At 47.6% G+C, this 15,222-nt stretch carries 14 protein-coding genes; 6 read left to right on the plus strand and 8 right to left on the minus strand.

Features of this window, described 5'->3' with window-relative positions:
- Window positions 1-65: 65 nt before the first annotated feature.
- Entirely contained in the window at window positions 66-893 is an 828-nt protein-coding gene (ppsR, locus tag ASC40_RS01225) for a posphoenolpyruvate synthetase regulatory kinase/phosphorylase PpsR (protein ID WP_055437967.1), read from the plus strand.
- On the opposite strand, the gene ASC40_RS01230 is transcribed toward ppsR, so the two are convergent.
- From ASC40_RS01230 to htpX, 3 genes are read right to left on the minus strand one after another with little or no spacing between them, the layout of a single operon-like run.
- Window positions 890-1,720, minus strand: a complete 831-nt coding sequence (locus ASC40_RS01230; protein WP_055437968.1) for a DUF1338 domain-containing protein — start codon at window positions 1,718-1,720, stop codon at window positions 890-892. The two genes, ppsR and ASC40_RS01230, sit on opposite strands and share 4 nt — an antisense overlap.
- A 36-nt stretch (window positions 1,721-1,756) precedes the next feature.
- Window positions 1,757-3,115: a class II 3-deoxy-7-phosphoheptulonate synthase gene (locus ASC40_RS01235; RefSeq protein ID WP_055437969.1), complete on the minus strand. Its 1,359-nt coding sequence runs from the start codon at window positions 3,113-3,115 to the stop codon at window positions 1,757-1,759.
- A 14-nt stretch (window positions 3,116-3,129) separates the two neighbouring features.
- Window positions 3,130-4,002, minus strand: a complete 873-nt coding sequence (gene htpX, locus ASC40_RS01240; protein WP_055437970.1) for a protease HtpX — start codon at window positions 4,000-4,002, stop codon at window positions 3,130-3,132.
- Window positions 4,003-4,143: 141 nt separating this feature from the next.
- Here htpX and pepE point away from each other — a divergent pair, with 141 nt between their 5' ends.
- Window positions 4,144-4,881, plus strand: coding sequence for a dipeptidase PepE (gene pepE, locus ASC40_RS01245; RefSeq protein WP_055437971.1), 738 nt, complete (start codon window positions 4,144-4,146; stop codon window positions 4,879-4,881).
- On the opposite strand, the gene bioD is transcribed toward pepE, so the two are convergent.
- From bioD to bioB, 4 genes are read right to left on the minus strand one after another with little or no spacing between them, the layout of a single operon-like run.
- Window positions 4,878-5,585, minus strand: a complete 708-nt coding sequence (gene bioD / locus ASC40_RS01250; RefSeq protein WP_055437972.1) for a dethiobiotin synthase — start codon at window positions 5,583-5,585, stop codon at window positions 4,878-4,880. The genes pepE and bioD overlap by 4 nt on opposite strands.
- Before the next feature lie 33 nt (window positions 5,586-5,618).
- Window positions 5,619-6,410 carry a methyltransferase domain-containing protein gene (locus ASC40_RS01255; protein WP_055437973.1) on the minus strand — a complete coding sequence of 264 codons (792 nt, stop codon included), beginning with the start codon at window positions 6,408-6,410 and terminating at the stop codon, window positions 5,619-5,621.
- Complete coding sequence (locus tag ASC40_RS01260; RefSeq protein ID WP_055437974.1) at window positions 6,410-7,540, minus strand: aminotransferase class I/II-fold pyridoxal phosphate-dependent enzyme; 1,131 nt, start codon at window positions 7,538-7,540, stop codon at window positions 6,410-6,412. Before ASC40_RS01260 ends, ASC40_RS01255 begins: the two co-directional genes overlap by 1 nt.
- Before the next feature lie 25 nt (window positions 7,541-7,565).
- Window positions 7,566-8,615 (minus strand): biotin synthase BioB, encoded by a 1,050-nt coding sequence (gene bioB, locus ASC40_RS01265; RefSeq protein ID WP_055437975.1) that lies wholly within the window; start codon window positions 8,613-8,615, stop codon window positions 7,566-7,568.
- Window positions 8,616-8,737: 122 nt separating this feature from the next.
- Between bioB and bioA the strand changes: the two genes are divergently transcribed.
- Together bioA and asnS are read left to right on the plus strand one after the other, a co-directional pair.
- Window positions 8,738-10,021 carry an adenosylmethionine--8-amino-7-oxononanoate transaminase gene (gene bioA, locus ASC40_RS01270; RefSeq protein WP_082432424.1) on the plus strand — a complete coding sequence of 428 codons (1,284 nt, stop codon included), beginning with the start codon at window positions 8,738-8,740 and terminating at the stop codon, window positions 10,019-10,021.
- A gap of 84 nt (window positions 10,022-10,105) precedes the next feature.
- A complete protein-coding gene (gene asnS / locus ASC40_RS01275; protein ID WP_055437976.1) occupies window positions 10,106-11,506 on the plus strand; it encodes an asparagine--tRNA ligase in 1,401 nt (466 codons plus the stop codon).
- Window positions 11,507-11,564: 58 nt separating this feature from the next.
- Here the strand turns inward: asnS and ASC40_RS01280 are convergent, their stop codons facing one another.
- A complete protein-coding gene (locus ASC40_RS01280; RefSeq protein ID WP_055437977.1) occupies window positions 11,565-12,113 on the minus strand; it encodes a nitroreductase family protein in 549 nt (182 codons plus the stop codon).
- Between the two features lie 174 nt (window positions 12,114-12,287).
- On the opposite strand from ASC40_RS01280, the gene sppA reads away from it, so the two are divergent.
- Window positions 12,288-14,141 (plus strand): signal peptide peptidase SppA, encoded by a 1,854-nt coding sequence (gene sppA / locus ASC40_RS01285; protein WP_072243347.1) that lies wholly within the window; start codon window positions 12,288-12,290, stop codon window positions 14,139-14,141.
- 3 nt (window positions 14,142-14,144) lie between these two features.
- Window positions 14,145-15,155: an asparaginase gene (gene ansA / locus ASC40_RS01290; RefSeq protein ID WP_055437978.1), complete on the plus strand. Its 1,011-nt coding sequence runs from the start codon at window positions 14,145-14,147 to the stop codon at window positions 15,153-15,155.
- Window positions 15,156-15,222: the final 67 nt, after the last annotated feature.

The following is a 15,222-nucleotide window of genomic DNA, read 5'->3' on the forward strand; positions in this document are numbered from 1 at the left end:
TTTACACACTGCCACCTCACAAGTTAACATCTTATGCACTTTTATCTGCTAGGAATATCGCCACAATGCGCACAATTTTTTACATTTCAGACGGAACTGCCCTTACGGCCGAAGCTTTTGGTAAAGCGATGCTGTCGATGTTCCCATTAAAAGTTATTCACAAAACGCTCGCTTTTATTGATACACCAGAAAAAGCTGAAATTGCGGTCAATCGCATTAATCAAGCGTTTGAAGAGTCAGGCGAACGCCCAGTCATTTTTCATACCTTTGTCAGCATTGATATTAAACGCGTCATTACCTCTAGCCGCGGGAGCTGCTATGACTTCTTAGATTATTTCGTGGCGCCGTTAAGTAAAGAGTTAAACATGCCGGCCCAACCGAAAACCCACCGTACCCACGGCATACAAGAGAATAATGATGTACGCGAAAACTATGATTTTCGTATTGATGCGGTGAACTATACGCTGGCGAACGACGATGGCAGCAATGTGTCGAACTATGATGAGGCAGATATTATCTTGCTGGGTGTTTCACGTACGGGGAAAACCCCAACCAGCTTGTACTTAGCCTTGCATTACGGCATTAAAGCGGCCAATTACCCGCTAACAGAAGACGATAACATGGAGAATCTACAGCTACCTAAGGTGCTCAAGCCGTTTCGTCACAAAATTTATGGCTTAACCTTAGACCCCCAGCGCTTGCATGAAATACGTAGCAAACGCCGCGAAGGCAGCCAGTACGCATCCATGCAGCAATGTCGTTACGAATTGCAAGAAGTCGAGAAACTGTACCGCCGCGAAGCGATACCATTTCTCGACTCGACGCGTTTTTCAGTGGAAGAAATTGCCGCTAAAATTTTGGCCGAAACCAATCTCGAGCGGCATCGCTTTTAAGCGTTGTCGTCCTGCTCTGCAGCGGTCTCTGCACGCGCGTTGGTGCTTTCAAATATTTTGTCCGCCGACGCTGCCACAAACCCGGTATACAACTGATTGGGTGCAATTTCATAGCGCTTCGCAAACTCATAGAAACAGCTAGGAATCACTTTTTCCATATCGCTAAAACGCACGGCTGTATGATCGGCCATGGTGGACGACTGCTCAAGAAATACCTCGCTTGAACCTTTAATTTCGCCACCCGATGTATTCAACCTGAAGCCAGCTTCTTTAAGGGTTTGGTTAACTTGTTCTAGTGAATCATAGTCTGGCAGTTCATTCACGTTCACCGTGAAGTGATTCGCGCGAAAGCCAAAAGCAGCCATCCACGCGGCATACTCACTTTCTTCCAGTAACTGTTCGTAATCAGCACTGCTGATCTGCCAATGTGCACCTGAATATAAGAATTCTGGGCTGGTAACGTCGGTTGGATTAATTTGCGCCACCAATGCTTGCACAATGTGCTGTAGTTTTGGTGAAAACTCTTCAACTAACAGTTCTGAAATAAAGATTTTAGGTAATTTGGGGTCGCTATGCTCATAGTGCTTGGCTACCAATTTTTTGGCTTCAAATTGGTAGTCACCACAAGCTTTGTAGCCCATCGCCTCGAAGTGCGCAGCTAGTGCTTGCAGGCGCACAGGGGCAATGTTAAAGGTACGAAAAGCGACATGATCATTAATAATGGCGCGGCCTTGGCCGAGCACTTCATGAACTTTTGCCGCCGATGGGGTTAACTGAATATAATCGTTCCAAAGGTTGTCAAAAAACTGCTCGACAGACTGTGACATATACTACTTAGACCTCGAAAATGTCGTCAAATAAGATTAACCGCGACCTTGTCGCGCTTCTTTTAGTGAATCAGCTACCAAAAAGGCCAATTCCAAAACTTGATCGGCGTTTAGCCGCGGATCGCACTGGGTACGGTAGCGCTGCGTGAGATCATGCTCACTAATTTGATAAGCACCACCAGTACACTCCGTCACATCTTCACCCGTCATTTCTAAGTGAACACCACCAGGGTAAGTTCCCTCTGCTTGATGCACTGCAAAGAATTGACGTAACTCTCGGTGAATCGCGTCAAAATTACGTGTTTTTAAGCCGTTTTCCGCTTTGACGGTATTACCATGCATTGGATCGCTCGACCACACCACGTGACGACCTTCAGCTTTCACGCGTCGCACAATGTTCGGTAATGCATCGCCCAGATTGTCTGCTCCCATGCGCGTTATAAGCGTCATGCGGCCTGGTTCATTCTGTGGGTTAAGCAAATCAAGTAATTGAATAACGTCGTCCGGCTTAGTCGTCGGGCCTATTTTAACACCGAGTGGGTTATGAATGCCACGCATAAACTCAACATGAGCATGATCGATTTGACGTGTTCTTTCGCCAATCCATACCATATGTGCCGAACAGTCATACGGCAGGCCGGTTAAGGTATCGGTACGCGTTAGCGCTTCTTCATAAGGCAGCAGTAGCGCTTCATGCGAGGTAAACAGCTGTGTTTCATGTATCGTCGCGTTACTTTCGGCGTTAATACCAAGCACTTCCATGAATTTTAACGCCGATTGAATTTGCTCCGCTACCTGCATGTATTTTTCTTTCAATGGGTTCGCTTCAACGAAGCTCATGTTCCATTTATGTACTTTATGCAGATCAGCTAAACCACCTTGAGCGAATGCGCGCAGCAAATTCAGTGTGGCTGCGGAATGATGATAGGCGTTAATCATCCGATTCGGGTCAGGCTGACGAGCTTGTTCAGTAAAGTCAGCACCGTTGATAATATCACCACGATAACTTGGTAAAGACACACCATCTATCGACTCAATATCGCTAGAACGCGGCTTTGCATATTGCCCAGCCATACGCGCAACTTTAGTTACTGGACACGAACCGGCGAACGTCATTACCACGGCCATTTGCAAAATAACTTTGAACGTATCGCGAATTTTTGGTGCGGTAAAATCACTAAACGACTCGGCACAATCGCCGCCTTGCAATAAAAATCCATGCCCTTGGCTTACCCGCCCCAACTGCGCACGCAACGCTCGAATTTCTTCAGCGAAAACCAGCGGCGGAAATTTTTTCAGCTGCTGCTCAACCATCTGCAACTCGTTTAATGATGCATACTGTGGTTGTTGCTGGATTGGTTTATCCCGCCAGCTTCGGGCACTCCAATTGGTCATGTTATTCCTTATTTTTATAAACGCTCAAGCGCATGAATGCGTTTTGTTAGTGGCGGATGGCTCATAAATAATTCGCTGAACGCGCGCTTGCTCTGTATACCGAACGCCATCATTGAGCCGTCCAAAGTCGACTCTTGCGCACCTTGTAAACGGCGTAGCGCGGCGAGCATTTTCTGCTTGCCAACCAAGGCGGCCGCGCCAGCATCGGCGCGGAACTCACGTTGGCGCGAAAACCACATCACAATCATACTGGCTAAAATGCCAAAAACTAATTCCAGCACCATAACAATGCCAAAATAAGCAAATGTACCTAACCCACCGCCGTTTTGGGAGTTGCTGCGCGTAGCATTATCAATAACCGTAGCAATAACACGCGCAAAGAACATCACAAAGGTATTCACCACCCCCTGAATTAAGGTCAATGTCACCATATCACCGTTGGCAATATGGCTCACCTCGTGGGCGAGTACTGCTTCAACTTCGTCTTGTGTCATATTACGCAACAAGCCGGTGCTTACCGCCACCAATGAGTTCTTTTTACTTGCGCCAGTCGCAAAAGCATTCGGCTCTGGAGAATCGTAAATAGCAACTTCTGGCATTGGAATGCCAGCTTTTTTGGCTTGCGCTGTTACGGTGTTTATTAACCATTGCTCGGTGCTATTGCGCGGCTGCGTAATGGTGTGTGCCCCGACAGACCTCTTAGCCAACCATTTTGACATAGCGAGCGAAATAAACGCACCACCAAAGCCAAACACTGCGGCAAAAACAAATAAGCTTTGATATTGCGAAGGTTGCACGCCAAACGCGGGCAGTACAATATTCATCACAATACCGAGCACAATTAGAATAGCTAGGTTGGTTGCCAAAAATAGACCAATCCGCAACATACTTGATAACCTCACAATGACTTCAACGGACATCCTGATTTATAAGGGCGATAGCCTTTAATTACAAGGCTTTTAGCCTGTTATTTCGGGTTATTTTTGTTACGCTATACGCCATTTATTAGTTCTTACGCTGGAGACCCCATGCCTGTATCACCTGAAACGGCCAAATTATTACTGTTAAGTAGCTCAAAAGCTGGCGATAGTGCCTATTTAGCCCCCTGCATTGACGCTATAAAGCAGCATTGTGGCACGCGTCGTATTCTATTTATACCTTATGCTGGCGTTGGTATGCCAAATAGTGACTATACGGCTAAAGTGCAGCAAGCCTTGGCGCCAGCAGGCATAGACGTGGTTGGTATAGAAAGCTTTGATAACCCGCGCCAAGCGGTGGCAGAATCGCAAGCTATTATGGTTGGCGGTGGCAATACGTTTCACCTATTGCACCAACTGTATCAACACCAGTTAATTGCGCCCATTCAAGACGCGGTAAACAACGGCACCCCTTATGTGGGTTGGAGCGCCGGGTCTAATATCGCTGGTTTAAGTATTCGTACCACCAATGATATGCCTATTATTGAGCCGCCATCATTTGCTGCCCTGCAGTTAGTGCCGTTTCAACTGAACCCGCATTACAGTGACTATCAACCGCCAGGATTTCATGGCGAAACACGCGATCAGCGGCTTGGAGAATTTATGGCTATTGCACCGCAAACACCTATACTGGCCATTCCTGAAGGCACTGCATTACGCTTAGAAAACGGTTGCTTAACCTATGAAACTAGCGATTTTAGCCAGCACAGCCCAGGCTACGTGTTTGTAGGCGGTAATAAACAAGACATAGCCGCAGGTACAGATTGCAGTCAGTGGTTGGTACGCTAGCTAGTCACCCAAGACGTGACATTAAACCTCGCTGCCACAGCAGCGGGGTTTGCTGGTTGTTGAAACGGCACTTCCGCCAACAAGGGCGCAGCAATGCGTTGCTGCAACGTTGCGATATTCTCGGCATAGTTCGACATGGTTTCTGCCCCGGTGGTGTTAGCAATCCAACCGGCTAATTGCAAACCGCGACGCTCAATATCTGCCACCGTTAATAATGCGTGATTTAAACATCCCAACTTCATCCCCACCACAAGCACAACGGGAGCGCCCAATGCTTGCGCGAAATCAGCTAATGACTGCTGGTCGTTTAGCGGTACTAACCAACCGCCAGCCCCCTCGATAACGCACCAATTGGCGTCATCTGGCAGCGCGTCGTAATGCTGCAGCAACTGTTCAACCGTTACCCGTTGTTGCACTTGCTGTGCAGCAATATGTGGCGCAATAGCAGGGGCAAAGCAAAATGGGTTGGCTTGTTGGTAAGTCAATGGAGTAATAGCTGCTCCAGCTGCTGCTAACAAACGCAATGCATCGTCATTGCGTAGCTGTGATGGCGCATTACCGTCGGCATTATACTCGGCACCGGCTGCTACTGGTTTCAGTACGCGGCAACGTTGCTGATGGCTACGCAAGGCATGTATTAAGGCCTCTGAGCAAAAGGTTTTGCCGGCATCGGTGTCGGTTCCCGTGACGAAAACTGGACGCATGATAAGTTACCTTTAATTAATCTTAATTAACTTTTATGCAATGTTTTTAGTGATCGTGACAAAGCCTATACGCCATTGCAGATAAAGCATTCCGTCATTTTCTCGATAGCTTTCTAATCCTGTTTCAACGCGTCGCAATTGTTCTCGAGTTAAGCGCGCTCTACCCGCAGGCTGATAATTAGCACCAATGCCTTTAAGGTCATACAGCATGTCGCGCATACTTGCATAGGGAATAGCAATCTGTTCGGTTTGAAATTTAGCTAAGCACGCACGAGAAGCCCCTACTTCTGCTATTGCTTGCTGCAAACACGTAAGCAGTTCTGACGTGCGTAAAAACTGATTATGGTGGCGGTGTCCCGTTACGCGCTGAAACATTGGCCCTATGGGCGCCATAGACCCATCAAGTACAGTACTAAACACCAAGGTTCCGTGCGGTTTTAAACAATGAATCAGTTGTTTCAATACAATGGTCAAGTTATCAGTCCATTGCAGCGCCAAATTCACATAAATCTGATCAAAGCTTTCAGGTGCAAACGGCAATTGCTCAAGGTCACCTTGCAACCATTTGTGCTGCGGGAATTGCTCTTGCGCTTGCGCTAACATGCCGGCTGACAAATCAAATCCGTAGTAGGCTTGCGCGCGGGCGCAAAGTGCTTGCGTATTAACCGCAGGCCCGCAACCGGCGTCTAACACCACTCCTAAACTAGACGGCAGACCTTGAAGCAATGTCGCCGCGCACTGCTGCTGCAAGCGGTTATGCTGTGTATAGCAACGCGCTGCTTTACCAAAGCTTTGTGCTATTTGTAGTTTATGAAGCTCTGGCATCACGATGTACCTGCATGAATAAGCGCTTGAATAAGCAGTTTGATTTCCGCCTGTGAATGTTGAGCGCTTAACGTAATGCGTAAACGGGCACTACCTTTGGCAACCGTCGGCGGACGAATAACACCTACCACAATACCCTGCTCTGCCAACAAGTTACCGATCATCAACGCGGCTTGGTCGCTGCCCACCGGTACAATTTGAATGGCATGTTCACTTGGTGCCAGCGCAATATTGTTTTGCTTACACAAGGTACGGAAGTCATCAATGTTGTCCGCAAGGCGCGCTCGTAAGCACTGCCCCTCATAACCTTGCGCTAGCCTAATAGCGGCACTAACGGCTGCGGCTTGTGCACCACAAAATGCCGTCGAATAGATGTATTCGCGCCCCTGGGTATGCAAATAGGCCATTAAATCGCTCGACCCAACAATGGCCGCGCCCATAACGCCAAGGCCTTTACCAAAGGTTGCCGTAATAATCGGCAACTGGCGCTGCGTCAACTGCCCTGCAGCGCTGCAACCTTCAGCGCCAACCACTCCCAGCCCATGGGCATCATCTATCCACAAGTCAGCCTGCTTTTGCACCGCTACATCGGCAAGCGCTGCAAGTGGAGCTTGGTCACCATCCATACTGAAAACACTTTCGCTTACCAATAAATTTGGGCCTTCAGCAGACAACAGTTGTTGTGCATGTTGCACGTTATTGTGACGAAATCGCTTCCAACTGTTGGTTGCATCTGTCATACCATCTAGCAGCGATGCATGGCTGAGCTTGTCTATAACCACTTGCATATACATCGGCGCCAAACTTCGCATGGTGCAATGATTGGCCGCAAATCCACTGCTAAATAACAGCGCATCGTCACGCCCTAACCACTCGGCAAGTTGCCGACACAAATAAGCATGCGGCGGTTGAAAGCCAATCACTGCCGGCGAGGCGCCGCTACCAGCCCCCCACTGTTGCACCCCCTGGGCATAAGCTTTTAGTACTAGCGGGTGCTGACTTAGCCCCAAATAATCGTTTCCCGCAAATGAAATCAGCTGTGCTCCCGGTTGGAAAACCCGGCGAGTACGCAACAAATTTTGCTGTTGCAGTTGGCTTAGTTGCGCATTGAGTTCGGTTGCAATGTGCATGGTTAGCTGCGAACTATCGTTGACGCTAACGCGCTTCGTAAAAACGCGCAGGTTGTTGCTGTTCGTTCACCGCATCACTAATAACGGCTTCATGCACGTCATCGCTATAATCGGCATGTGCCATGGGTTGTAAGCCTAAACGCTCGAACAACTGCAAGTCGCGATTAGTTTCTGGGTTTGGGGTTGTTAACAACCGCTCTCCGTAGAAAATGGAGTTGGCACCTGCCATGAAACACAAGGCCTGCAACTCATCTGACATGGTTTCTCGGCCAGCAGACAAACGCACAAATGACTGCGGCATTAAAATACGCGCAACTGCAATGGTGCGAACAAATTCAAATGGGTCTAAATCGTCTAACTCAGCAAATGGCGTGCCTTTCACTTTAACCAACATGTTCACCGGAACACTTTCTGGGTGTTGCGGTAAGTTCGCAAGTTGCACCAACAGCCCAGCTCGGTCGCGACGGCTTTCCCCCATACCCACAATACCGCCAGCGCACACTTTCATGCCGGCATCACGAACGTTCTGTAAGGTAGTTAGGCGATCTTTATAAGTACGTGTGGTAATAATTTCACCGTAAAACTCAGGCGATGTATCAAGATTATGATTGTAATAATCAAGCCCTGCTTCTTTTAGTGCCTGCGCTTGGTGTGGGCTTAACATCCCTAATGTCATACAAGTTTCTAGGCCAAGCTTTTTTACCCCTTTGACCATTTCAATCACATAAGGCATGTCGCGATCTTTGGGGTTGCGCCACGCTGCGCCCATACAAAAACGACTGGCGCCCTGTTGTTTGGCGGCCTCTGCTTCTTTTAATACTTTTTCGACGGCCATTAACCGTTCGCGATCTACATCAGTTGTGTAGTGCGCACTTTGCGGACAATATTTACAGTCTTCAGGGCAAGCGCCGGTTTTAATCGACAGCAAGGTGCTGACCTGAACTTCATTCGGATTAAAATTTTCGCGATGGATTAACTGTGCTTTAAATAGCAATTCGTTGAATGGCAGTGCAAACAGTGCTTCAATTTCGGCGACTTGCCAGTCATGACGTAATGGCGTTGTGGAGGCAGACATAGGGCCAGTCCTTATGTTCGTTATTCGTTATTCGTTATTCGTTATTGCGTAGGGTACTGAGTTTATCTAGACTGTCAACTTTATAAAAGTCAATAAAATTACAAGTGAATATATTTTAACCAATGATTACATCTGCAGATTTGGAATTTGACCGTCAGCACATTTGGCACCCCTACACATCTTTTGCTAATCCTTTGCCGGTTTACCCTGTAGCTGGGGCCGAGGGCTGTGAATTAATCTTAGAAAATGGTACCCGCTTAGTCGACGGTATGTCGTCATGGTGGGCTGCTATTCACGGCTATAACCACCCGCAATTGAATCAGGCGGTAATTCAGCAAACTCAGCGTATGAGCCATGTCATGTTTGGCGGCATAACACATCAACCGGCCGTTCAGTTAAGCCGTGCCCTACTGAATATTGTTCCTAATGGGCTGACAAAAGTGTTTTTGGCCGACTCCGGCTCTGTGGCGGTAGAAGTTGCGATAAAAATGGCAGTGCAGTATTGGTTTAGTCGCAACCTACCGGCTAAAAATCGCCTAGCAACCATTCGCGGTGGGTATCACGGCGATACGTTTGCGGCTATGTCGGTGTGTGACCCTGTTAACGGTATGCATAGCCTTTTTAAAGGTAGCCTGCGCGAACAATTGTTTGCCCCTATTCCAAACATTAGCCCTGAGGAAACATGGCAACCAGAGGCATTGGAACCGCTTAAGAACTTACTCAAATACCATCATCATGAACTTGCCGCACTCATTCTTGAGCCCATAGTACAAGGGGCCGGCGGCATGCGCTTTTATCACCCTGAGTACCTGCGCGGCGCTCGGCAGCTGTGCGATAAATACCAGGTGTTGCTTATTGCCGATGAAATAGCCACCGGCTTTGGTCGCACCGGTAAACTTTTTGCGTGCGAGCATGCTGAAATAGCGCCAGATATTTTATGTTTAGGCAAAGCCTTAACGGGTGGCTACATGACTCAGGCGGCGGTATTAACTTCAGACGAAGTCGCTAACACCATTAGTCATGGGCCAGCTGGCGGTACCTTTATGCATGGCCCAACCTTTATGGGGAATCCATTAGCTTGCGCGGTTGCTGTTGCAAGCCTTGAGTTGTTGCTAACTAGCCCTTGGCAGCATCGCGTTGCAGCCATTCATACGCAACTAAGCGAAGAGCTTGCAGAAGCTCGCCAGTTTAAGGGCGTTGCTGATGTTCGTTGCTTCGGTGCTATTGGTGTCATTGAAATGCACAAGCCAGTTGATGTTGCTGCAGCACAGCGGGTTTGTGTTGAAAACGGCGTGTGGATACGGCCTTTTGGCAAGCTCATTTATGTGATGCCACCCTTTGTTATTTCAAGTTCACAATTGCGCAAAATAACCCAAACCATGAAGCAACTTGCGCAACAAGCGTGATTTTCGCTTGAGTCTGGCGTAAAGCAAGGTAACATATCAGCCTATTTTATCTTTATACCCTTAACTTACGGAGTTTGTAGGCTTATGTCCTTCGCTACAATTGTCGATGTACTATCGGGAAAAGTTGCCGTTGGTGATGAAGTAACTGTACGCGGTTGGGTGCGCACCCGTCGTGACTCAAAAGCAGGTATTTCATTTATTAACGTGCATGACGGTTCGTGTTTTGATCCTATTCAGGCGGTCGTACCGAATAATCTCGACAACTATGACAGCGAAGTTCTCAAGCTTACCACCGGCTGCAGCGTTGCAGTAACAGGTACCGTTGCCGAGTCGGCTGGCAAAGGCCAGTCGTTTGAAATACAGGCAACCGCGTTACAGGTTTATGGTTTTGTAGAAGACCCAGACACCTACCCCATGTCACCAAAGCCGCACTCAATGGAGTACTTACGCGAGTTTGCACATTTACGCCCACGCACCAACATTACCGGCGCCGTAATGCGTGTACGCAACTGTTTATCGCAAGCGCTGCATCGCTTCTTTCACGAACGCGGCTATTTGTGGGTGGCGACACCAATTATTACCGCCTCAGACGCTGAAGGTGCAGGCGAAATGTTCCGCGTATCAACGCTAGACCTATTAAATTTGCCGCGCACCGAACAAGGTGACGTCGATTTCAGCAAAGATTTTTTCGGTAAAGAAGCGTTTTTAACAGTTTCTGGCCAGCTAAACGGCGAAACCTACGCCTGTGCTCTGTCAAAAATCTATACCTTTGGCCCGACATTCCGTGCCGAGAACTCAAACACCAGCCGCCACTTGGCCGAATTCTGGATGGTTGAGCCTGAAGTTGCGTTTGCCGATTTGAATGATATCGCTTACTTAGCTGAAGACATGCTGAAGTACTGTATTAATGCCGTTCTAACTGAACGTGCAGATGACATGGCATTCTTCCAACAACGCGTCGACAAAGGCGTTTTGGAGCGGTTGCAACATGTGGTGAGCAACAAGTTTGTGCATATGGACTACACCGACGCAGTAGAAATTTTACAAAACTGCGGCAAGCAATTTGAATACCCAGTTGAATGGGGCATGGATTTGCAGTCAGAACACGAACGCTACCTTGCCGAAGAACACGTTGGCGCGCCAATTGTTTTGAAAAACTATCCGAAAGACATCAAAGCGTTTTACATGCGCCAAAACGACGACGGCAAAACCGTTGCCGCCATGGACGTATTAGCGCCAGGTATTGGCGAAATTATTGGTGGTAGTGCGCGCGAAGAGCGCCTTGAGCGCCTTGACGCACGTATGCACGAGCTTGGCCTGCCAACGGAAGACTACAGCTGGTACCGCGATTTGCGCCGCTATGGCACCGTACCTCACGCTGGTTTCGGTTTAGGCTTCGAGCGCTTAGTTACCTACGTAACAGGCATGGGTAACATTCGCGATGTTATTCCATTCCCTCGCGCGCCAAAAACCGCTGATTTTTAATTTTAAGCGAGTTTAATCACATGTGGTAATGAAAAAACCAGCCTTTTGGCTGGTTTTTTTATGCCATACGAACTTTGCTCATTACATCTTTGTGGGGCTTTATCGGGGTCGGCACAGCTGGTGTACCAACATAAAGAAAACCTACAATGGCATCTTCTGGGCGCAGCTCTAAACCAGCTTTGACCGTTTCATCTTCGGCAAACCAACCGGTACGCCAAATTGCTCCTAAACCTTGTGCAAATGCTGCTTGTTGCATTAACAAGGTGGCACACGCCGCACTTGATAACTGCTCATCACGAGGCACCTTCTCGTGGGCCTGATGTTTCATCGCAACCACAATAACCATAGGCGCACGCAGTGGCAACTGACTTGCTTGACTCACTTGTGTTTCCTCAAGCCCCTTATATTTTGCAGCTTGGCTGAAAAGCTCACCCAATTGCTGGCGCTTATCGTGACTAAAAACTATCAACTCATACGGCATCAGAGCCATATGATCAGGCGCCCGTCCCGCAGCTTTCAACATGAGTTCTAATTGCTCATTTGACGGGCCAGGTTCAATTAAACGCGGCATCGATGAGCGCGTAGTCAGTAGTTCAATGGCATCCATAGTCACCAAAATCTCACCTCGTTTGCAAGGCGCAGCAGCGCCAAGATAATTTATGCACATCGCTTATACATAGCTTAACAAATGATCACGCTCTGTTACATTGTCTTACTGGTTTATCTGCTTTTTCTGCGGTAATCTTCTGTCCATGTATCTGTCAAATTAGGAATAAACCGTATGAGCGGGATTGCTTCAGTATTTAAAAAGTTATTCGGTTTAGTAAACGCTATTCGCAAAGTTATTGTGAATATTGTTTTCTTTATCGTCCTCATTTTGGTTATCGGTATATTTGCCGCTGAAGAAGAGCCCATTGTAGTGCCTGAAAACGGGGTACTGGTGCTCGAGTTAAATGGCTTTTTAGTTGAGGAAGAGACCTGGGTTGACCCAGTTGACCAATTTTTTAACGAAGCTCTAGGTGGCGGTGGCGAGCCACCTGAAATTTTACTGGCAGATCTACTGAATGCAATTGAAAATGCCGCTAGTGACGAGCGCATCAGTGGTATTCAGCTTAACTTAACGAATTTCATGGGCGGCGGTTTTAATAAGCTCAAACAAGTTGGCTTAGCCTTACAACAATTCCGCGAAACCGGTAAGCCGGTTATCACCTACGCCGATGCATACGGGCAAAACCAATATTATCTAGCCGCCTACGCTGACAATTTATACATGAACCCTTTGGGCATGATGATGTTTGAAGGCTTTGGTTCGTACCGCTTGTATTTCAAAGAGCTATTAGAAAAGCTCAAAGTATCAACCCATGTATTTAAAGTCGGTGCATACAAATCTGCCGTAGAACCTTACACGCGCAACGACATGTCCGAGCAAGCACGCGAGGCAAATAAAGTTCTTTATGATGAGCTTTGGCAGACTTATATCAGCGACTTGGCTAATTTACGTGACATAGACGCGCGAATTTTATCAGGCGACATTAATGATTTTAATGCTGTGCTTGCTGAGCATGACAATGACTTTGCGCTACTCGCGAAATCATCGGGTTTAGTTGATGAGTTATATTCGCGCGAACAATTTCGGCAAGAAATGATATCGCTAACCGGCTTAGACAAAGACGAAAAGTCATGGCGCAAAATCTCGCATGATGATTACTTGAAGTCACTCAATGGTGAAGCATACGTAGAGGACGATAAAAAGCGCAAGAATATCGCGATAGTTGTTGCTCGCGGTATGATTGTCGATGGTAGCCAAAAGGCCGGCATGATTGGTGGTGATAGTACTGCCGAACTATTACGCCAAGCGCGTTTAGATGACGATGTAAAAGCCGTCGTTCTGCGTATTGATAGCCCAGGCGGTAGCGGATTCGCGTCAGAAATTATTCGTCAAGAAGTGCTTGAATTACAAAAAGCGGGCAAACCCGTCATTGCCTCAATGAGCAGTGTTGCCGCGTCAGGTGGGTATTGGATTGCTGCAAGTGCCGATGAAATTTGGGCCGCGCCATCAACTATTACCGGCTCTATCGGTGTGTTTGGTATGTTCTTTACTTTTGAAAACTCACTTGCCGAAATTGGCGTTTATAATGACGGCTACCACACTACCAACCTGCCTGTTTTAGATGTCACCAAAGGTTTAGACGAAAATGCTAAGCGTGTCGTACAACTTAGCATTGAGAAGTTCTATAAAGACTTCGTATCTATGGTGGCACAAAGCCGCGAAATGACATACGAAGAGGTTCACGCGGTCGCACAAGGTCGCGTTTGGACTGGCTCACAAGCACTTGAACACGGTCTAGTTGACCAACTTGGCGAGCTTAATGACGCCATTCGCGCTGCTGCGCAATACGCAGACTTGACCGAATACGACGTTAAACTTGTTGAACCAGAGCTGTCGCCGCGCGACCAATTTATGCGCGAGTTTTTTGGTCAAGCTAGTATTTTATTACCAATAGAGCCGAGCCAAAAACTTCACTCGCCTATTGAAATGCAATTGCAAGGCGTGTGGAAGGAAGTTAAATTACTTGACAAATTTAACGACCCCAACGGCGTATATGCGCTGTGTGAACTTTGCCCGTTGCAATAAAACATGACTAAAAAACGTATTTATGTCGCTTATACTGGCGGCACCATTGGTATGCAAAAATCGGCACAGGGATACATTCCTGTGCCGGGTTTTCTCACCGAGTGCGTTCAGCGCATGCCCGAGTTCTATCGGGACGAAATGCCTGAATTTACTATTCACGAATACACCCCGCTTATGGACTCTTCTGATATGTCGCCAACTGACTGGCAACATATTGCTGAAGATATTCAAAATAACTATGACGACTACGATGGCTTCGTGATCTTGCATGGTACAGATACCATGGCTTATACCGCCTCAGCCTTGTCATTTATGTTTGAAAACCTGGCCAAGCCGGTGATTATTACCGGTTCGCAAATTCCACTCGCCGCTTTGCGTTCTGACGGCCAAACAAATTTGTTAAACGCCCTGTATATTGCGGCCAACTACCCGATTCACGAAGTTGGATTGTTTTTTAACAATACCTTGTACCGCGGCAACCGCGCTACCAAAGCCGATGCAAACGGTTTTAACGCATTTGATTCGCCTAATTTTTCACCATTGCTACAAGCAGGTATTCAAATTAGCGTTGACGCCGGCGAGGTAAAACCTATTGGTAGTCAGCCGTTGCAAGTATCGGCGGTTACGCCCCAAGCCATTGGCGTGATCACGCTCTACCCTGGCGTGTCCGCAGCGATTTTTGACAACATGCTGCAACAGCCTGTGAAAGCGCTCATTATGCAAAGCTACGGGGTTGGCAATGCGCCACAAGACAAACAATTACTGGCAAGCCTAGAGCGCGCAATTGCCGCCGGCACGGTTGTACTTAATTGCACGCAATGTTTCAAAGGCAAAGTAAACATGGGCGGCTATGCAACGGGTAACGCGCTAGCCCAAGTGGGTGTGGTGAGTGGCCATGATATGACCATAGAAGCCGCGTTAACTAAGCTGCACTATCTGCTCTCAAAAGGTTTAAGCCAAGCACAAATTAATTCTCAGCTAGAAACCAATCTGCGCGGTGAATTAACCGCATAATCAATACGTTATAAAGGATAAAAAAAGGCTCGGGACCAATCCAAGTTGTCCCGAGCTCAGGGGAATG

This window comes from Pseudidiomarina woesei (assembly GCF_001418345.1).
Classification (GTDB): domain Bacteria; phylum Pseudomonadota; class Gammaproteobacteria; order Enterobacterales; family Alteromonadaceae; genus Pseudidiomarina; species Pseudidiomarina woesei.